The 21399-nt window shown below is 47.2% G+C and carries 9 protein-coding genes; 2 read left to right on the top strand and 7 right to left on the bottom strand.

Features of this window, described 5'->3' with window-relative positions:
* Positions 1 to 235: 235 nt before the first annotated feature.
* A complete protein-coding gene (locus GC130_RS27255) occupies positions 236 to 3091 on the top strand; it encodes a PAS domain S-box protein (RefSeq protein ID WP_201568591.1) in 2856 nt (951 codons plus the stop codon).
* A 96-nt stretch (positions 3092 to 3187) separates the two neighbouring features.
* Here the strand turns inward: GC130_RS27255 and GC130_RS27250 are convergent, their stop codons facing one another.
* Complete coding sequence (locus GC130_RS27250; RefSeq protein WP_152001532.1) at positions 3188 to 12112, bottom strand: FG-GAP-like repeat-containing protein; 8925 nt, start codon at positions 12110 to 12112, stop codon at positions 3188 to 3190.
* A gap of 237 nt (positions 12113 to 12349) precedes the next feature.
* Between GC130_RS27250 and GC130_RS27245 the strand changes: the two genes are divergently transcribed.
* Positions 12350 to 14743: an ABC transporter permease gene (locus GC130_RS27245; protein WP_152001531.1), complete on the top strand. Its 2394-nt coding sequence runs from the start codon at positions 12350 to 12352 to the stop codon at positions 14741 to 14743.
* Between the two features lie 6 nt (positions 14744 to 14749).
* Here GC130_RS27245 and GC130_RS27240 read toward each other — a convergent pair whose 3' ends face one another.
* The 6 genes from GC130_RS27240 to ccoN form a co-directional block, all read right to left on the bottom strand.
* Positions 14750 to 15328: a Uma2 family endonuclease gene (locus tag GC130_RS27240; RefSeq protein WP_152001530.1), complete on the bottom strand. Its 579-nt coding sequence runs from the start codon at positions 15326 to 15328 to the stop codon at positions 14750 to 14752.
* Between the two features lie 52 nt (positions 15329 to 15380).
* A complete protein-coding gene (locus tag GC130_RS27235; RefSeq protein WP_152001529.1) occupies positions 15381 to 16085 on the bottom strand; it encodes a sulfite exporter TauE/SafE family protein in 705 nt (234 codons plus the stop codon).
* Position 16086: 1 nt separating this feature from the next.
* A complete protein-coding gene (locus tag GC130_RS27230; RefSeq protein ID WP_152001528.1) occupies positions 16087 to 16521 on the bottom strand; it encodes a FixH family protein in 435 nt (144 codons plus the stop codon).
* Complete coding sequence (gene ccoG, locus GC130_RS27225; protein ID WP_152001527.1) at positions 16518 to 17948, bottom strand: cytochrome c oxidase accessory protein CcoG; 1431 nt, start codon at positions 17946 to 17948, stop codon at positions 16518 to 16520. Before ccoG ends, GC130_RS27230 begins: the two co-directional genes overlap by 4 nt.
* A 29-nt stretch (positions 17949 to 17977) precedes the next feature.
* Positions 17978 to 18907, bottom strand: coding sequence for a cbb3-type cytochrome c oxidase N-terminal domain-containing protein (locus GC130_RS27220; RefSeq protein ID WP_226940626.1), 930 nt, complete (start codon positions 18905 to 18907; stop codon positions 17978 to 17980).
* A gap of 189 nt (positions 18908 to 19096) precedes the next feature.
* Positions 19097 to 21247 (bottom strand): cytochrome-c oxidase, cbb3-type subunit I, encoded by a 2151-nt coding sequence (ccoN, locus tag GC130_RS27210; RefSeq protein ID WP_152001525.1) that lies wholly within the window; start codon positions 21245 to 21247, stop codon positions 19097 to 19099.
* Positions 21248 to 21399 lie beyond the last annotated feature (152 nt).

Here is a 21399-nt window from a genome sequence, read left to right as displayed (position 1 = left end):
GCTGTTGCTTAAATCATATATAATATTGAATTAGTCCAATATATGGCCCGAATAGTGACCATATGACTGCATAGTGGGCTTGCTTTTCGATTGAATAGCAGAAAAAAACATACATGTAAGGGGCCATGCCAGCTTCCGAAAACTGAGAGATGCCTACCCTTTAATTTTGAATCATACTTTACGCTCTCTGGTTATGTTAGTTGAAATTTTAAACGGTTACGAGAAAAAAGGCCCGATGGCTGCAAAGGATTCCAAGGCCTTTGTAACCACCAATATTATCAATTACTTCTTTGGCGCACTTAACGCTATCGTTGCATTTTCACTCTTCCGCAGCTATAACATCGATGCACCTTTTACCTTTGCTCTGATTAGCCTCACCCACTTTTCTCTTACACTATATACCAACAGTCACAAAGGTTTCTGGAAGAGATACTGTACACTGGCCAACGCCAGTTTGTTCACAATACTCCTGGGATATGCTTTTGACGGCATGCTGCCTATTCAAATACTGTTCTTTACGCTACTGACTGGAATATCGGCGCTGCTTTTCGGAAACAAAGAGAAAAAATCGTTGGTGGTCTGGTTCTCCATCCCATTTCTATTCCTCACCATCACCTCACTCTCCTCGGTTACCTTCGGCGAAATCAGCAAATCACACCTTTCCCTTAATATCCTCCTGATCTGCGTGGGCATATTTGCCATAGCATTTGGTCTTGGCTCTACCATTATTAAGGTTCGTCAGGTACAAACCATACTAGATGCCTTGCTACGGTCTTCTTCAAAGGAAAAAAATTCGTTCTCCAGCCTTTCATCCACCAATCTTGAGCTGATAAAAAACGACATCACTGAGAAAGAAGGAGTTTATAAGCTGCTTGCCACCCATTCGAAAGACATTATCCTCCTTTGTTCAAGACAGGGGGAAATTACCTACATCTCGCCCGCAGTGGCAACCATTCTTGGTTACCAACCCTCAGAAGCAATTGGTGAAAACATCAAGATGTTTATCGACCCAAGTGCCAAGGGACTGACACAAGACGGCACAAATAATGACTTCTCTGTGAGAACGAAGGCTGGCAACTTTGTATGGCTGGAAGCTACTGCGCAAAAAATATTCAACGAAGAAGGACAGCACATTCAAACTCAGGCCATTCTCAGAGACGTAACCGAGCAAAAGTGGCTAAACGAAGTACTAAAACAAACAACACAGCTAGCCCGCATTGGTGGCTGGGAAACCGACGTAGTGTCGGGAAGAAGTACATATACAGACAGTTTGGCTGAGTTGCTAGGGTTTAAAAGCGGTGAAATTCCGGCCGTCGGCGAAATTCTGAAAAAGTTTAGCAAAACCTCTGCGGAAAAAATTGGCAGGGCTTATACGCAGGTTTTCGAAACAAATGTTGGCTTTGATATAGAGGCTGAATTGGAACTTCCCGGGAGTGAGACAAGCTGGGTGAGGATTGTAGTTGAGCCAAAAACTGAGAATGGCCAACTGCACAAAGTTATTGGTAGCCTTATAGACATTACAGAAAGAAAGAAAAACGAACAAGCGCTCAGTGAGTTGGCGATGGTGGCCCAATATTCAAGCTCAGGCACCATCATAAGCAACAAGAACGGATTGGTGGAGTGGGTCAATGAGGCGTTCATCAAAATGTCGGGTTACAACCTCGAGGAAATGAAGGGAAAAAGGCCAGCCACGGTTCTTCAAGGCCCGGATTCTGATGTGCAGGTTAGAAAGGCCATGTGTGAAGCGCTTGACTCCGGCACTAGCTTCAGAGGAGAAATAATAAGCTATAACAAGGGGGGTGAGGCTTACTGGGTTGAAACGCAAATAAACCCGGTTTTCAGCGAAAATGGCGAGCTAATAAAATTCATCTCTATTGAAAACAATGTGAGTGAAAGAAAAGCTGCAGAAAGCCAACTGCTGGAGGCGAAGAAAAATGCTGAAGAAGGATCTGTGGCAAAGGAAAGATTCCTGTCTACCATGACCCACGAAATACGGACTCCATTGAACGCTGTAATAGGCATGAGTAAAATTCTTATGGATGAGGAACCACGCAAAGATCAGCTTGAGCTACTACAGACACTCCACTACTCCGCCGAAAACCTGCTTACCCTTATCAACGACATACTTGATTTTTCAAAAATCTCTTCGGAAAACATTCAGTTTGAAAACATCCCCTTCAAGTTCAATGAAGAAATAAACAAGGCGGTTCAGTCGATGAAGTTTAAAGTGCAGGAACGAGGCAACACCATTGAGTTCGATGGGGATTCGAAACTCCCCAAGCTACTTGAAGGTGACCTTCACAGGATTGTTCAGGTGCTCAATAACCTCATAGGCAATGCTACGAAATTTACTGAAAAAGGAAAGATCAGGGTAGCCACAAAACTGCTTCGCCAAGACAACAACAAACTTTGGGTCAGGTTCTCAGTGGCCGACAATGGCATTGGGCTGAGCAAAGACAAGCTTCAAATCATCTTCGAAAAGTTCAGCCAGGCTGATGCCTCGACTTCGAGAAAGTATGGTGGAACGGGCCTCGGCCTGGCCATTTGCAAAATGATAGTAGAACAGCAGGGCGGCAAAATATGGGTTGAAAGCAAAGACAATCAAGGCTCAACTTTCTACTTCGATATCCCTTTAAAAACCACAAATCAAACAATTAAAAGCGACCAGCATATGACACATCTACTTGAATCCCTGGAAGAAATCCGTGTACTTACTGTTGATGACAATCAGATCAACCAATTAGTACTTGATCGTTTTTTGAAAAAATGGAATGTTAGCTTCAAACAAGCAAGCAATGGTAAAGAGGCCATTGAACTAGCGAACAAGGAGAAGTTTGACATTGTTCTCATGGACCTTGAAATGCCGGTTATCGATGGGTATCAAGCAAGTAGAGAAATCAGAGAAACAAGTAATTTCAACAGCGATACCCCTATCATTGCTCTGACTGCCTCTACGAGAAAAGAAGTGGAGGGCAATGTGTATGCTGCCGGCATGAATGACGTAATGATGAAGCCCTTCAATCCTACCCACCTGCATCAATTGCTGATGGACTACACCATGCCGATCAGAACTTTGCATCATGTGGCATAACAAGTAAGACCACTAAGCGTGGTCTTACTTCTTGATGATATCTCACAGCAACCTATACCGTTGTCCGCATGCAAATAGCTGTCTACAATTTTTCCTCTATTTTTTCTGAATCCTCCATGTCTCAGTGAAGCTTCCTGCTTCATCAGAAATTACGAGAATGTACATTCCAGGCGTAAGTCCAGAAATATCCATCGCTGTTCTTTGGGGCCCATGACTAAACGGAAGTGCTTGTAACATCAGCTCTCTTCCAGTCACATCCGTCACCCTCAAGTTAAGACTCTCAACCTTTCTTCTGACGAAATAATCGAGACTAATAATATCCTCGCCGGGGTTAGGGTACACATTAAGGTCACGAATAAACGGAGCTGCAATCCCCTTTACTGCTACTTTGTCCACTACAATTCCTTCGGGCGTTACAAGTGCGGCTACTGAAATCTCGTTGAGATCCGTCTCTGTGCCTAGTGTTAGCAAAATATCAGAACTCTGATCCATTGGAACACCCGGGTACTGAATATTTATGAGATAGGTGTCGTCTGGCAAAGTGCCAAAACTAAAATTCCCTTCTTCATCCGTCACTGTATATGCCACAAAATCATAGTCAAACTCATTGCCCTTTGCCCTAAACCGCTGGCGACTCAAGCTCACTCCGGCCCCAGCCACACGTCTTCTGTCAAGAATTCGAGCCTCTTCATCAGTGAATACGCTGTCTGGTAAGTCAGAGTCAACTCCTCCTGTTATCACACCATCGCCGTTGAGTGGTGGTGGTGTACCGAGAAGACCAATGGCCAACCCTGAAACCGGATTCCTGACTCGCAAAGTATCCGCTTGTACCCAGTCTATGGTGCTTGAATAATAGGTTTGCAGAGCGTCGGGGAACAACTCTAAGTCCGGTTTGGCGATAATGATGTAATCACCAAGTACAATTTTTTCAGCTATAAATGCCCCCTCAGGTGACACTTGTGCAGCTGCGATGGAATCGTAGGGGCCGTCTTTGATCTTGTATACGATAGCCACGCCGCTAGTCAATGGACTCTGATCGAAAGCTGAGTTTATCGAACCAGAGATAGTTGTTGTAGCCAACACATTCTGATTCCTGTTTCGAATACTGAAATCAGGCACTTTCGGGCTCTTCACCTCCACGAAATAAGCACCCATCTTGTCATAGGTCACGTTGTCGATAATGTGGAATCGCCTTGTTGCGCCTTCAATAGCCTGATCGTTAAAGTACCATTGGTAGTTGTTGGTAAGACCGCTGACCTCAATGGCTACCTTATGAGCCTGCCCGACAGGCACGCTGTCGTATCGGGTTTCACCAAACCTACGCTGAGGACTGAATAAGAACTTGTCGCCAAGAGCAGCCAGGTTTGTTTCGATGCTGACAAAACCGAGTCTGTTTCTCGTTAAATCCACAGAGGTTAAGCTGTCCAATCGCTTAAGATCAGGAAGGAACCTGATCTGGTTGTCTATTGCCGGGTCGAACGAAGGAGCTGAGTTAGAAAGATTAATAACGGCTAGCTCGCCAATGTCTCTGATGGCTGCTGGCATAGGGCCAACCATGCGGTTATTTGGCAAATTGAGCTGGCTCACTCGTCCATTCTTGAGCGTTATCCCACCCCAGGTAGACAACTCTCCCTGTAGCCAGTTGGTCTTGTTTACCCAGTTTGGCCCATCGGTTCCTTCATAGATCGCCACGAGCGCCAAACTATCTCTTTTTCGTGACGAGATCTTCAACACGTACTCATCTGTGTCCAGCACAAGGTCGGGCACCGATGCATTGGCCACACGGGCAAAATAGGTTCCCTCACTGTCCTCCGTCGTACTCGCAATAAAATAGTCTTGTTCTACGGCACCAGCAATCTCCGCATCATCTTTGAACCACTGGTAGCTGTTCGTGGATCCTCCCATTTCTAACTCAAACAGGAACGCATCGCCTGCGCTATGCAGCGTATCGAGTGGGAGCCCAAACCTCCCTTGTGGGCTATAAGCAAAGCCATTCACCGCCAGGTTCGGCTCAATGGAGCCAAAGCCCACCTTGTTATTTGAGATGTTTAGTGTGTCGAGGCTGGCCAACCCAGTGAGGTTGGGCACGAACGTGAACTGGTTCTGCTGCAAAATAAGAATCTGCAGGCTGTCCATGGTGGCCACGCTAGCTGGCACCGACCCTTCAAGTTGATTGTCGAAGAGGTAAAGTGACTTTAAACTTTTAAGCTTTGCAATGGAGTCAGGCAATGGGCCTGTGAGCTTATTCTGATGTAGATATAGCGCCTCCAGGGAGGTCATATTACCAATTTCTGCCGGCACCGATCCGTCAAACTGATTGGCATCAAGGGCGAGAATCTTCAGCTTATTGAGGTTCCCGATTGTAGGTGGAATTATTCCCTCCAATTGGTTCCCCATCACTCCGAAAATAGATTCCAGCTTGGTGAGGTTGCCAATTGATTCTGGCAGGCCCCCGATTAGCTGATTTCGCCCCAAATCGAGGGCATTGAGTGACTGAAGCAGACCTATGTCATCTGGTATCTCACCACTTATCTGGTTGTCATTCAAGTACAGCATTTCGAGCCCTTTCATCCCTGTAATGCTTGAAGGAATTGTTCCGGTCAATTGGTTGGCTCCCAGGTTCAATATACGCAGAGAGTCCATGCCAAATAGCTCGGCGGGCAGCTCCCCTATCAAATTGTTTCCGGGAAGATCGATTTCTACTACTCTGCCATTGGAGGTCTTTATGCCATGCCAGAAACCAACAGGCAAAGCTGACTTCCAATTGGTTTTGTTCGTCCAGGTATCGCCGCCGGTAGTATCATACAGCTTAACTATAGCAGCCAGGTCAGCTGAGTCCATTTGGCTGGCTGTCTTGAAAAAGCGCAAGTTAAGCCAATCGCCGCTTGCTGTTTTGTACTCCATCCACAACGTATCGGGAGCATAAACAACTGAGGACACAGACGCCAAAACGCCCGTAGGGTCTGTCAGTGAAGGTTTTGAAACCACGTTGCATACCCTGCTTAGTGTGTCAATAACTGTCGCCGAGCCGAAGTACTTTTTGTAGTAGCCGCCCGTTAATCCATTGATAATATAGGTGCCAGGCACTGTGGAATAAATGGCCGCATACGACTCCTCACTTGGTATGACTACCCCGTCTCGTTTTCTTGCACCATACTTCACCAGATAATCTCCATCCGTTAAAGGAAGCGCTCCACAGGACATCGTCACATTTGCCGACGCTGACACTGCAGACTGACTAACACTTTGACCATAGGCGACCACCCTCACGTTGTAAACACTGTCCGGCAAAAGGCTTTTTATAAGCACCTGTGATGTATCGGAGGGTACCACCTTGATATTTGAAAAAGCAGTTGCACCCGAAAGCTTGGCCTGTACAAGGTACGAAGAGGCATTAATCACTGGCGTCCACTCGATATAAGCAGACGTGGTATTTGCGGCGACAGCCCTGCTGATAACAGGAGCCAGTGGCGTAGCCGACTGACCGTGCATACTGAAGAACAAATCCCTTTCCTCAACACCTTCAAACTTTGCCGATCCAATTTGCGCATTAAAATGCACCCCGCCTGCCACCACCGCCGCATTGTGATAGGCAGAATAGTTCATCGCCCAGGAATATAGCTCTCCCTCACCGGCATCTGCCCATTTAATGGTGCCGTTGGTATCAAACGAGGCAAGGTATAAAAGACCTCCATTGACGACCGGCCCACCAAACTGTGTCGGCTCAATATCCATTGCACCGGCTACAAAAAAGCCTGTGGGGTCAGCGGCTATTTTATAAGGGTAGTCACTGCCTTGTGGCGTTCCAAAAGTTTTCCCCCAGATACCAGCACCTGTGTTGCCGCTCAGCTTGGCAATCAGGTTCAATTGTCCATTTTGGCTTACAGTTATCGTGTCTATCGAAATCGAGGTGCTTTTGGGAAAAGCTAGCACCAACACATCTCCATTTGCATCAAGGGCAATGTCCCTGGCCTCATCGTCGCCTGCACCACCTATAGATCGAAGCCATTGTATGTTTCCTGCGAGGTCGTAGTGAGCTACAAAAAGGTCTGTTCCGCCAATGCCAGTGGCAGGAAGTCCCCCAAATGTCCAGTCGTTGCTGTACTGCCCCAGAACATACACTCCGGAGTTATTTGCTTTTACTCTTTGAAACTGGTTAACAAAGTCCGTTTGAGCGGAGACGAGGGTCCCTTGCAAAGCCAGAAGCGGTGCGCCAGTGGCATCGTATTTCAATAGTGCATGACCCCCTCCTGTCAAAGTTGTCGCACCATGGGTAAGGCTGCCATTGAAGTAGCCAGCGACAAACACATTTCCTGCTGAATCGACGGCGACTGACAAACCTCCGGAATCACCAGCCCCTCCCCCTGACTTAGACCAAATCACGTCACCATTCGCTGCATTGAGCTTGATGGTAATTATGTCATTATGACCCAGAGCCGGAAGCGAATCAGCTCCGACTGTCATCGCACCGTTGTAATAACCCGTCACATACACACTTCCTTGCCCATCAATCTGAACTCCCTCTAAAATGTCGGTTCCTGTGCTGCCGAAACTTTTTGCCCAAACTGGGCTACCTAAAGAATCAAGTTTGACAGCCAAAAGGTCATGTGCTCCTTTGCTGGTGACTTGCAGCGCACCAAATGTGGTGGTGTCTGTGGTATATCCAACCAAATAAGAAGAACCCGATGCGTCAGTGACCACATCAAGAAAGTTTTCCCTGCCCCTTCCTTTAAAAAACTTCGTATTGTCCCAGGAATCCGCCAAAGAATTTGAAAACGTAAATACTTCTTCAGTATAAGTATAGTCGGAATATACACCTTGCAAAGATCTCAACCGGTAGTAATAGGTCGCTCCCGAAGCCACTGACACATCGGAATAGGTCAGCACTGAATCAGGCAAAGAGGCAATTTGGCTGTATGGGCCAATGAAATCATCCGCCCGCTCCAAACTATAACTTGCTATACCCGGCACAGCTGCCCACTTTGCGCTAACCGAACCATCGAAGGTGGCAAATGCCTGAAAGGCTCCAGGCGCAGCCGGAATAGGCAAACCAGAATCGTTATGAAAAACCAAAAATCCATTTCTATTGCCCTGGTCTATTAAATCGGTGACGCCAAAGCGCTGAGTGTATTCAAAAGAACCCGTCATTAGAATCCCCTGATCAATAGGCGAATATTCCAGTCCCCAAGGGAGGCCGAACGATCCTTCTGATTTGTCTGCCCAACGCACAGCACCATCGGTTCCGTAGGAAGCTAAGAAAAGCCTTCCGTTGCTGAGCGTGTTGGAGTCGAAGCTGGTGGCACCATAGCCCATTGTACCTGCAACAAATGCGCTATTCCCATCCGTGGTCAAACTATAGGGAAAATCGCTTTCATTAGGCGTGCCTGCACTTTTGCCCCAAAGTACTGCTCCGTCGGTGCCATTGACCTTTGCAAGAAAGATATCGTATCCACTCCCCGAGTTAGCAACACTCACAGCATCGACAGTAGCTGTGGCACCGTCAAAATCCCCTGTCCAAAATACATTTCCGGCTCCGTCAACCGTCACCTCTGCACTATAGTCTTCTCCTGGCCCTGCAAGGGTTTTAACCCATTTCAAGGATCCGTCAGTGCCGTAGTTAATCAATACCGCATCTCTGAGCGCATTTGGGGTGATCGGCGTACCTTCGAAAGACCACTGGCCGTCTACTTCACCCGAAACGTAGATATTGTTGCCGCTAACTGCGACCGAGTTAAAATTGTTAACAAAGCGGGTGTTGCCCACAAGTGTACCAAACCTGGCAAAAACCTTGCTGCCATCAGGCCCCACTTTATAAAGAGCGGGCCCTCCTCCTCCGCCGCTAAATGTAGTAGCTCCGAATGTAAAGTCTCCATTGTAGTATCCTGCCAGGTAGGCATTGCCAGCCGCATCCACAGCCAGCTTATTGACGGTGGCTTCTCCAGGGGAGCCCAGTGTTGTAATCCAAGTCACCGTTCCATCTGGCGAAAGGCGGGCAACATAGCCATCCTGTGCACCACCAACCGGTGCCGGTGCCGACTGGCTGTCAACCGTAAAAGCACCCCGATGGTAGCCTGCCACATAAATAGTTCCTCCTGGGCCGATGGCCACGTCGATAGCAAGGTCCACCGCCGGGCTTCCAAATGTTTTTATCCATTCAATTGCTTTGGCCGCATTCACTTTAACGACAATGGCATCGTTAGCGCCGTTGGAATAGATACTATCACCATTTAAGAATAAAGTGCCCGCAAAATTACCGGCCAGGTAGGTGTTGCCCAGGCTATCCACCGCCATATCGAGAAGGGTTAGCCTGCCGGGAGTTGTAAATGCTTGTTGAATATTCCAGGTGTCGGGCAAGCCAGTGCTGAACGTGGCTGCGGTTACAACGGGGCTATAAATTGATTGAGTTAATCCGTCATCATACCTTATACGATAATAGTACACGGTGTTAGCAAATAAACCCACGTCAGTGTAGTTTGCAACTGTATCACTTATGTAGCCAGGAGCCGGCAGATACGGTCCAGCTTCGCTGGTCGCTCGCTCTAGATACAAATTCAGGCCACCATTTGATGGTGAAAATGGATTCCATTTCACCTGGATCGAGCTAACAGATGAGGTAGCAGCCAAAAGACCTGTTGGAGGTGGTGGGTTTCCTCCCTCAGTGACTGTTAGCAACTGATTGGCCGAGGGGGCATTGACAATATCCACTGTTCCCGAAGGCCATTCTACCTGAAGATAGTCCATGGTTGTTTCACTACCCAAGCCAAAATGAGCTGTTAGTGCATTGGCTGAAGCAAACCCAGAGGAGCTAGTGATTGTTCTTGTCTGTGTTCCGTTCGAATACTGAAGGGTTAATTTTGCTCCAAGTCCCATATGGTTAGAAACACTGCCAACCAGATTTACTTTAAGCCAGTTATTGCCACTTGCGGCAGTATTAACGTTGGCTCTTGGTACGTTTTCGGTTGTGCCCGTATTCGCATCGTTGGTAAAAGTCAGTAGATCCAAATAACCATCGCTTGAGAAATCAGTAAGTGTCACCGCACCAAATGGGCTAAAATCAAGCATACTTTGCTGACTGGCTGTCAGCTTTGTAAAATTGCCCGTGCCGTCGTTCAGAAATATCGATGGATTGATCGCCGTAGAAAGCGTGACGAGGTCAAGGTCGCCATCATTGTCGATATCACCAAGGCTTGAGGTCCGTGCATTGATGTCAAATCCTGTAGCAGTGATATCATCGGAAACGGTGAAGTTACCTCCTCCATTGTTAATAAAAAAAGTGGTTTGAGAGGCTTGGCTCAACTGCACAAGGTCAACCAAACCATCATTGTTAAGATCGCCCCAGCTATGGCCTCTTGTACTCGCCAAGGGTGTTGTTACCAGCACACTGGTAAAGTTTTGTGTAAAAGTACCATCTCCGTTGTTCTGGAAATATGCCCTGAACCCCGTAGCACTCACAAAAAGATCGAGCGTTCCATTGCCATCTACGTCAATCCAGCTTGCAGTGGCAATGTCGTATAGCATAAAATTTAACGCTCCCACAACCTCAGAAAAGGTATTGTCTCCATTGTTTCTGAAAAGTGTAAGCGGGCTGGATGGGTTAACACTGCCCCATACTGCCAGGTCGATAAACCCGTCAGCGTCGTAGTCTCCCCAAACCCCTCCTTCGGTATTGTCAAGATTGGCAACCACAGGCAGGGTGATTGCAGTAAAGGTCTTGTCTTGATTATTAACGTAAACTTTGATATCGGTGGTTAGCGGTGCGCCCGTGCGATAACCCAAATCACTAACAAAAATGTCAGGATAGCCGTCGTTGTTAATATCCCCCCAACTGGCGCTTCTCGGGTCGGTAACGTCAGCGGTTAAATCGCCTGCGCTTAAAAGTGAGGTGAAAGTTCCATCACCATTGTTCTCGTACAAAAGATTGGGGAAGCCTGCAACTGCTGTGCTAACAGTACCCAGGAACAAATCATCGTCACCATCTAAGTCGATGTCTGCCCACGCTTGTGCATAAGTGATGATGGGTGCATTCTCGCCAAACGCAGCGTTTGTCCTGTCCAGCGTGAAGTACGTTTCATGCAGTTGCTTCAGCGTTCGGGGGGCTGAAGGTATAAAATCATCTGTTAAACTAGGATGACTTACCTTCAGCACATAAACCCCTTCATCAGCCGGAGAAAAACTGGGGATAGTGTATGATGAAGACACAGCACCACCAATATCAACATCGTCTTTCATCCACTGGAAAGTAAGGCCAGTCCCTGTAGGGGCAAAGGTAAGCGTTTGAGTTTCGGAAGGGTTCAGAAAATACTCTGTTGGATACAGCCCACCAAAAGGCTGCTGCGCACCGTAGGTAAATGTGCCAACAGATTCGTATGGTTCAAGGTCTCCGAATTGGAGGTTATTGCCGTCGACATGCAGGGTAGTCAGTGATGGCCAGTCTGGCACAAGCACAAAGTCTGGCAAATTGTCAAAGTTGTTGTAAGAAAAGTCTACCTGCGCCAAACCGGATAACAGAGCCAAAGACGAAGGAATGGCACCGGAAAATTGATTGCCGCTTAAGTTCAATATTGCCAGCCCCGACCCAATATTGCTAAGCTCATTTGGAAGAGCCCCTGACAAAAAGTTCGCCGATAAATCCAGTGAGATTAATGAGCCCAAACCACCAATTTCAACTGGCAAAGGTCCGGTGAGAGCGTTATCTGAAAGATCCAGGGCAGTAAGAGCGGTCAAATCTCCAATAGATGCTGGAATTGGCCCCGTCATAAAATTCGAGGGTAAGTCGATCTGCACTACATCGGCACCCACAACCGTTACTCCGGCCCAGGTGGAGGCATCTCCCGTGAGCCAGTTCAAATTGTTGGCCCAGTTTGGCCCATCCGTTGAGTTGAATAAATCAACAAGTGCCGCCTGTTGGGTTGGATCGGTCTGGGCTTGCAACTTAGAAGGCCTAAAGCTCAAAATGAAAGCAATGGTTAGTACTACCAGAAAGGCATACTTAGTCTTGGGAGTGTTTGGTTTGGTCAGCATAATACTCAGGCTAGCGCTAATACTAATTTAAAACATGTAACAATATAAACTATTTGTCAAAAAGTCATCAAACTTTGACCAAGAGGCAAAATGTGTACACTGTCGAACAGCTAATTGACTCATAAGCGTACAATTAAACAATACTCCTAATTGAGTATTTTTATAATCTACTGTTAATCAGACACATAGACAAACAGGTACGTAACTTGTGGCTGGTTTTGCATAAATCTTCTCTTTATGCTCAGAAGTTATATAATTGTCGCCATCAGAAATTTGCGCCGCCAGGGCTTTTATAGCTTCATCAATATTTTTGGTTTAACGGCTGGCGTGCTTTCCAGCCTGTTTCTTTTGCTCTATATCAAAGACGAGCTGAGCTTCGATGCCTTCAACAAAAACGCCGATCAAATATACCGTGTAGGCATGCACGCCTCTATTCAAGACACCAAAGTGGATATTTGCCAGGCTATGTCACCCATTGGGCCTACCATGATGGCAGATTTTCCCGAAGTAGAAAATTTTGTTCGGATCAACTACCCTGGCAGGGAATTGGTGACAAAAGATGATCAGCAATTCTACGAGGAGAAATTCTATTTCGCCGATTCTTCTTTCTTTTCCATTTTTAGTCTTCAACTACTCAAAGGAGATCCTCAAAAGGCACTTGTTGAGCCCAATTCAATTGTGCTGACTGAAAGTGTGGCAAAAAAATATTTTGGCGACGATGAGCCAATAGGCAAGGTGATCAAAACAGGGTCTGAAGAGTGGCAAAGAATTGTTACCGGTGTGATGAAAGATGCGCCGACCAACTCACATTTTCAGCCCAGGGCACTTATCTCCTATAGCAGCTTGCCGGTGCAAGGCCCTTCTGCGTGGGGCAATATCAACGACTGGGTATACCTTCTGCTTGCTCCTGGCACTAACCCAAAAGTGCTGGAAGCCCGATCCCCAGTGTTTATGGAAAAGTATACCGGTGACCTCTTCCGCCAGTTCAATGCAAAAGCCGACTTTTACCTTGAACCGCTCGCCAGTATTCACCTCTACTCTAAAAATGAAGGACAAATTGAGCCAGCCGGAGACATCACCTATATCTATGTTTTCTCCATCGTCGCTGTATTCATATTGCTTATTGCCTCCATTAACTATATGAACCTTGCCACAGCACGGGGCACCATGCGGGCCAAAGAAGTGGGCATCAGAAAAGTGCTTGGCTCTTATCGCAAGCAATTGATGATCCAATTCACTGTGGAGGCCATGGTGGTGACTCTTCTTTCCGTTGTGTTAAGTGTCGTTTTAGCCTTCTTCCTTCTTCCCTATTTTAATGAACTTGCCGACAAGACGATCACCCGAGAGTTCTATAAGGATCCCGTTATTTTGCTTGCTTTAAGTGGGGTTTTGGTGTTTTTAGGTTTGGTGTCGGGAAGCTACCCGGCTTTCTACCTGTCCAGGTTCCAGTCGGCGCAGGTACTAAAGGGCAGAGTCTCCTCCAAATCGGGGAATCCGGCACTCAGGAAAACGTTAGTGGTCTTCCAGTTTTCCATTTCGATCATAATGGTGATCTGCACCTGGGTGGTGTACGACCAGCTCAACTTTATGAAAGAAAAGAACCTCGGCTTCAACAAAGATCAGGTCATCCGCATTCCGCTGGAGGGGCAAGAGGCACGCAAAAAACTTGACGTGCTAAAACAGTCGCTTTTGACTAATCCGGATATTTACAGTGTAGGCTCCGGGTGGGCCACTCCCGGAGGTGACTTTAACCTGAACGGTATATTTGTGGAAATGGAACAGGGAGGTTTTACGGAAAAGGGGTTTATGAGCTGTCAGGTGGATGCTGGCTACCTCCCAACGCTTGAAATAGAGGTGGTAGAGGGGCGCAATTTTTCCGAAGGCACAAAGAGCGATACTTCCAACGCTGTGATAGTGAACCAGGAGCTGGCCCGGGAAATGGGCTGGACGGAGCCTATCGGAAAGCGGTTCAAGGTAATGACTGGTGACGGCCTGCAAACCCGGGAAGTAAAAGTGGTAGGCGTTATTAAGAACTTTCACCAGAGAGCGCTTCAGGAGCCTATCATGCCCATGATTATTCACAACAGTATCCAAAACGGTATTTTGCTGGTGAGGATCAACACGGCTAACACTGGCGATGTGTTAAGTTTTATTGACAAGACCTGGAAAGATATTATTACCAACAGGCCACTACAGTATTCCTTTCTTGAGCAGGATTTCTACGAGAAATACCAGGCAGATGAGTCGAAAGGCCAGGTTTTTGCCACGTTCTCCATTTTTACCATTGTTATTGCCTGCATGGGTTTGTTTGGCCTTGCTTCGTACACGGCAGAGCAAAGGAAAAAAGAAATCGGACTGAGAAAAGTGATCGGTGCCTCGGTTTCGAGCATCATGCTATTGATTTCGAAGGACTTTCTGAAGCTGGTTGGCGTTTCTATTTTGATCGCCTTCCCTATCGCCTATTATGCCATGAGCAATTGGCTGCAAGAGTTTGAATTCCGGATCAGCCCCAGCCCAATCACTTTTATTTCTTCGGCTGGCCTCATCCTGATTGTCACGCTGTTTACAGTCGGTTACCACAGCCTGGTAGCAGCTACAGGTAATCCTGTGGCCTCATTGAAAGACCAGTGAGGCCCATTAAAATATCTTTGTCAGATTTAGGCTAAAACCTGGCAGCACCATTTCGCCATCAAGAACCTTGTTGAATGGATTTTCAATCATTCCTTCAGAGCGATAAATGTATGTCACCCGCTTTGCGGAGTCGATCAACCAGCCAAGACGACAACCATTGCTTTGATACTCTTCCATTTTCTTGTGTAACTCGGAAAGCCGATCAGAAGGAGACATCAGTTCAATGATAAAGTCGGGACAAATTGGCGGAAACCTTTCTTGCTCTGCAAGTGAAAGTGCCTCCCATCTGGCTTTTGCAACCCATGATGCATCGGGGGAGCGAACTGCTGCATTTGGAAGCGTGAATCCGGTAGACGAATCAAACGTATATCCAAGGTTGGTTTGCTCATTCCACGCATCAAGCCTCGCACCAATGCGCATTCCCTTATTACCAATTAACCCCCCGCTTGGTGTCATAATGATAATTCTTTTATCAAAAGTTCGTTCAAACTTCAAGTCTCTGTTTTGCTGGCAAAACAGATAAAACTCCTCCTCTGTAAAGGAGTCAAGTACTTTATCCGGAAATTTGAGTTCGAAAGAGTCCATTTCTTGCCTTTTACTCAAAGATAGTAAATCTGCAGATATGCTTGTAGAAGTATCAGGGAGTCGTACAGATTGTAATTCCAGCAAAAGGACTGCTGCCAGGCGCCCCCGGCATATACTCAATGTGAAGATTGAGCCCACGCCAAATGAGCAACAGGCCAAGACACGCAATAAAAATGGGAGCCAGCCTTCTTACGCTCAGCCAGCTGAGATGATTGGCTAACCCACTGCCATAGGAAATAGCCAACAACATGGGCCAGGTGCCCAGACCAAAGAAGATCATGTATAAGCTACTTTGAAAGTAGTTGGCCATGGACAATGAACCGGCTATGGCAATGTAGACCATGCCGCAAGGCAGCAGGCCGTTCAATCCGCCAAGCCAAAGTTGGCGAAACGGGCCACTCGAAGCCACTGCCTTGCTCATCCATTTTCTGACATGGCCTGATAGCCATCCAGTTGTTTTTGCGGTAAGGTAATGACTATGAAATCGGGAAGAAATCAAGGGAAATATCACTGACGCAAGCAGCCCAATACCAAGCAGGAGAGAAAACCACTTTTGCAAACCTGCAAGTTGGGCGGCAAAACCAAGACCACCCAGTGTAAGGCCCAACAGAGCGTAGGTAAGAATTCTACCCGTGTGGTAGGTGATTTTTCCATAGCCGCTACCTCCTTTGTGAAGGGCAAAAACAAGCGGGCCACACATGCCTGCACAGTGTAGGCTGCCAAATAGTCCAAGCACAAAAGCTGACCAGAGCGGCATATCAGATCACTATAGTTTTCTCTTCAAAGAAAGTCTGTCCTCCTTGTTGCCAGGAAATTTTCATTTTCCAAAGTCCCTTTTTTAGCTGAGAGGTGTCCATTTGAAAACTTCCTGTATCGTCCAGCTTCAGCAAAAACTTCTTATCAAGTTTGGCATCAGATGGACGAAACATGACGACTTCGCCAGTCAGTGCAGCTCCTTGTTCACCGAATGAAAGCTCCAGCCGGTTCTCACCGGGCGTGCGGGTTACCTCAACTTTTGTCGATGATTCCTGGGCGTTGGAAATGTCATCGATCCTCGATTGGTACTTGATTTCCTGCTGGTAGTAGTCTGCTGAAACCAGCGACACATCCTGCCGCACGCACACCACCACAAGGCTGATAATAAGACCTGCAAATAGCACAAAGGCTACTGTAATCCAGCTTCCGAAGTTCATGGCTTTTTCTGTTTAAAGGGCCCTAGAAAGTTTGTCTTTATCTCATCAAGCAACTCTCCGTCTCTATAGAGTTGTATCACCAGCTTATTACTGGTTTCGGTCACATTCTCTCGTGGCAGGTCAATAAAGTAAACGGACTCCAGGTTGCTGGCTGCCGGTATCACCAGGCCTTCGCCCCCTACCCGGTCAATCGTGCCTCCCTGGGCGTCTTTCAGCTTCACTTCTATGTGAATATCCTCATAGGTTTTGTTCACAAACTGAATATTGTAAAGATTGGAGATCATTCCGTTTTCCTTCTCCTGATAAAGCATTCCCGGAACACGCAGCATGGTAGCTTCCACGTCTGTTCGGGTGGTAAGCAGAAAGGCCAATAGCCCCAAAATTCCCACAAGGACTGCGGTGTAGGCAGCTATCCTGGTGTTAAAAGAAAACTTCTTCCCCTCACTGACCATGCTGTGACTGTAGTAACCAATGAGGCCCGTTGGGCGGTCAACCTTCGTCATTACCTCGTCGCATGCGTCTATGCAGGCTGTGCAGTTGACGCACTCCAGCTGGGTGCCGTTTCTGATGTCGATTCCGGTTGGGCACACATGCACACAAAGCTTACAATCGATGCAATCACCCTTAGGTGGTTCGGCTTTTGCTCCGGTTACTTCTTTCTTTATTTTTCCTCTGGGTTCGCCCCGCAACCAGTTGTAGGCCACAACGATTGACTCTTTGTCGAGAAGCACACCCTGCAAACGGCCATAAGGACAAACAGCGATACAAGCCTGCTCTCTAAAATAGGCAAAAACCCAAAAGAAGATCCCTGTAAAAGCAATAAGCCCAATGAAACCCGCCATGTGTGCTGTGGGCGGCTGCGATACAATGGTAACCACCTCGTCAATCCCAATCAGATAGGCCATAAGGGTATGGGCGATAAGCGCCGAAATCCCCAAAAAGATGGAAAGCTTGAGGCCCTTCTTCCAAATCTTTTCAAAATTCCAGTCCTGTCTGGCCAGTTTACGCTGCTGGTTGGCATCTCCCTCGATCCAGTACTCGATTTTCCGAAAGACCATCTCCATGAAGATAGTCTGAGGGCACATCCAGCCACACCAAATACGGCCGAATACTACGGTAAAAAGAATCACAAACACAAAGAAGGCGATCATGCCTATCCCAAAAATGATAAAATCCTGAGGCCAGAATACCGTGCCGAATAGAATAAACTTGCGCTCGAAAATATTGAAAAGGAACATTGGGTGCCCCTTCCAGGAAAGGAAGGGGGCACCAAATAATAAACCTAACAAAAGCACTGTTACTGCTATCCTGTAGGTGTGATACCTCCCTTTGGGCTTTTTGGGGTTAATCCACACTCGCTTGCCCTGTTCGTCTACAGTGGCAATCGTGTCACGGTACAGTTCATCATATTCATATAAATCTTCCATCGCTTTTTTGGGACACTTACGTCTTGGCTCTAGTTTCCAGATTCCTGCCCTGCGGCTCCCGGCTCATAAGGATCTCCCTGGGGTTCTTTGGGGCTTGCGGGCGTAGTGCCCTGCATAGTCAGGATGTAACTCGCAACGTCCCTGATGTCTGTTGGTTTCAAAGTAGCCTGCCAGGCGATCATACCCTTCTGCGGCACACCGTATTTGATGGTTTTGAATACATCGCCAATTGATCCCCCATGAATCCAGTAAACATCGGTCAGGTTAGGCCCAACGCCGCCGCCGCCGTCAGCAGCGTGGCACACGGCGCAACTCTTGTCGAAGATGTCTTTTCCATTAGCAAGTTCAGCTTCAACAGCCGTTGCTTCAACACTGTTCTCATCCAGCTCGTTTACAGCAAGTAGCTTTCTGGCCTCAGCCTCCTCACTGGCCAACGCTAATTCGTTTTGATATTCCTCCTCCTGAAGTGGAAGTGTATCGAAAACATGGTAGGCGAGCATATAAACCACTGCAAAAACTATAGACAAATAAAACATGTACTTCCACCAGGGTGGCAGGTGATTGTCGAGCTCTCTGATGCCATCGTAGTTATGATCGAGCAATACGGCGTCCTCTTTTTCAAGTGGCACCGCATCCGTCATTTTTTGATTGAACCTCGCCCAGAAGCCGGGGCCTTCTTCATAGGTCAGCCCCTGGTCAGCTAGCTCGCTCACTTTTTCCTTCCTGATAATTACTTTAATAATGGTAAGGGTATAGAGCGCTACTACTAGTACGAGAACGGCCACAATGACCACAAGCGCCATGGCAGTGTAGAGCAACAATTCAGGGCTATCGGAGGTGGCTGATGAAGCACTTGCATCCTGGCCAAAGCCCACGGCAGGCATCAGCAATCCAAAAAGCGTTAAACACGTTTTCGGCTTGTTCTTTAGTAAGGCCAAAAGTCTATTTAAGTGTGTCATGATTCAACTGGTTAGGTGTGGAACTTTGATCGCTATCCATAGGGAGGTGGCTCATTTCATCGATATAGTCTTTATCTGCCAACCAGACCCAAAGCAATAGCCCGACAAAGAAGGCGAAGAAGATGGCCAGTGAAACAAGCGGCCAAATCTCTATGCCCGTGATTGATCTTAATACTTCCTTATACATGGCTAGTTTCCTCCTTCTTGGGTTGACGATACATTTTGATTGGCAACTCCCTTCACTTTGATGTCAGTGCCCAGGCGTTGCAAATAGGCGATGAGTGCGATGATTTCTGCCTCCGGAGCGATCTCTATGCCATCCTTTTTCAGGTTTGTGGCTATCAATGCAGCTTGTTTACTCATAAGCGCATTGGCTTCATCTTCAAACCCTTCCTCGTAAGGTACCCCTACATGGCGCAATGCACTGATCATGGCCGGAGTTAAGTCGGCATCTACCTGTTGCTCAAACAACCAGGGATAGGGAGGCATAATAGAGCCGGGCGACATGGATGTGGGGTCAAGCATGTGATTGAAATGCCATGAATCGGGGTACTTGGCGCCTACCCGGTGCAAATCGGGCCCGGTACGTTTAGAGCCCCACAGGAATGGATGGTCGTACACAAACTCTCCTGCCTTAGAATATTCTCCATAGCGCTCCGTTTCCTCCCTGAATGGGCGCACCATTTGAGAATGGCAAGTATTGCAGCCCTCCCGGATATAAATATCTCGGCCGTGCAATTCCAATGGTGTGTAAGGTTTCACGCTGGCGATAGTGGGCACATTGGATTTGATCAAAAATGCCGGCACAAACTCAATCACCCCGCCGATTAAAATGGCAACAAGTGCCAGACTGGTAAAAATGATCGGCTTGCGCTCCAATACGGCGTGCCAATGCCCTCCAACAATTTCCCTCTTTTCAAGCGCTGGTGCTTCGGCTGGTTCATTGGCAATCAGCTTACCCGCATAGGCTGTTTTCACAAGGTTGTAAGCCATTACCAGCACTCCTATAATATACAGCAAACCACCAACAGCTCTCAACATGTACATAGGCACAATTTGAGTGACAGTTTCAAGGAAGTTAGGATACTGCAAGAAACCATCTTCTGTGAATTGTTTCCACATCAAACTTTGGGTAATACCTGCCCAATAGAGTGGCAAGGCATAGAAAATGATACCAAGGGTACCAATCCAGAAGTGGAAATTGGCGAGCTTGTCGGAGAAAAGCTTTGTCCCATAAATCCGTGGGATCATCCAGTAGAGCATGCCGAAAGTAAGGAAACCATTCCAGCCCAGGCCACCTATGTGCACGTGGGCAATGATCCAGTCGGTGAAGTGAGCAATGGCATTCACATTTTTCAGTGAAAGCATAGGTCCTTCGAATGTTGACATACCATAGGCGGTAACTGCCACCACCATAAATTTCAACACTGCATCTTCACGCACCCTGTCCCAGGCACCACGAAGCGTTAGCAGGCCATTGAGCATACCACCCCACGAAGGAGCCAGGAGCATGATGGAGAAGACAACACCGAGTGACTGAGCCCAATTGGGCAAAGAGGTATAGAGCAAATGGTGAGGGCCTGCCCAGATGTAAATAAATATCAAAGACCAGAAGTGAATAATAGACAGCTTATAAGAGTAAACTGGTCTGTTAGCCGCCTTGGGCAGGTAATAGTACATCAAGCCAAGGAAGGGTGTGGTAAGGAAAAAAGCCACGGCGTTGTGACCATACCACCACTGAACCAGTGCATCCTGCACACCAGCAAAGGCTGAATAGCTTTTGAACAGGCTTACCGGCCATGCAAACGAGTTGAAAATATGAAGCACTGCAACGGTGACGAATGTGGCAATGTAAAACCAAATGGCCACATACATGTGCCTCTCCCGCCTCTTGAGGATGGTGCCTATCATGTTGATGCCGAAAACGACCCAAATGAGGGCGATGGCAATGTCGATCGGCCATTCCAGCTCGGCATACTCCTTAGAGGACGTGAAACCAAGCGGCAATGTGATGGCCGCAGCCACAATAATGAGTTGCCAGCCCCAGAAGTGAATCCAGCTTAAGGCGTCGCTCAGCATTCTGGCTTTTAGCAGCCGTTGCAAGGAGTAATACACACCGGCAAACATAGCGTTGCCCACAAATGCAAAAATCACCGCATTGGTGTGCAGCGGCCTGATTCTACCAAAAGTGGTGTACTGCAGGTCAAAATTGAATATCGGGTAAAAAAGCTGAATGGCTGCAGTAAGGCCTACCAGCATACCCACGATACCAAAGACAACTGTAGCAATAGCAAAGTACTTTACTATCTTGTTGTCGTAGCTGAATTTTTCTAATTCCATATTTTATAGAGGGTTAAGCGAATGGAAACATGGCAAAGCTATTTGAAAGCACATGCCAGGCGAATGACGAATGCCATTTGCAATACTGACTTTTGTCATATTCAATCAGGCAAATAAGAGGCTCAAAGTAAGTGTAATGAAAAACAGAAATG

This window comes from Imperialibacter sp. EC-SDR9 (assembly GCF_902498805.1).
In the GTDB taxonomy this organism is placed as follows: domain Bacteria; phylum Bacteroidota; class Bacteroidia; order Cytophagales; family Cyclobacteriaceae; genus Imperialibacter.
Note: the sequence above shows the minus strand (reverse complement) of the source record. Positions and strands in the feature narration are given on the sequence as shown.

Coding starts and splice junctions, on each gene's coding strand:
- GC130_RS27255 (WP_201568591.1), top strand. CDS start 236: ATGGCTGCAAAGGATTCCAAGGCCTTTGTAACCACCAATATTATCAAT.
- GC130_RS27250 (WP_152001532.1), bottom strand. CDS start 12,112: ATGCTGACCAAACCAAACACTCCCAAGACTAAGTATGCCTTTCTGGTA.
- GC130_RS27245 (WP_152001531.1), top strand. CDS start 12,350: ATGCTCAGAAGTTATATAATTGTCGCCATCAGAAATTTGCGCCGCCAG.
- GC130_RS27240 (WP_152001530.1), bottom strand. CDS start 15,328: ATGGACTCTTTCGAACTCAAATTTCCGGATAAAGTACTTGACTCCTTT.
- GC130_RS27235 (WP_152001529.1), bottom strand. CDS start 16,085: ATGCCGCTCTGGTCAGCTTTTGTGCTTGGACTATTTGGCAGCCTACAC.
- GC130_RS27230 (WP_152001528.1), bottom strand. CDS start 16,521: ATGAACTTCGGAAGCTGGATTACAGTAGCCTTTGTGCTATTTGCAGGT.
- ccoG (WP_152001527.1), bottom strand. CDS start 17,948: ATGGAAGATTTATATGAATATGATGAACTGTACCGTGACACGATTGCC.
- GC130_RS27220 (WP_226940626.1), bottom strand. CDS start 18,907: ATGACACACTTAAATAGACTTTTGGCCTTACTAAAGAACAAGCCGAAA.
- ccoN (WP_152001525.1), bottom strand. CDS start 21,247: ATGGAATTAGAAAAATTCAGCTACGACAACAAGATAGTAAAGTACTTT.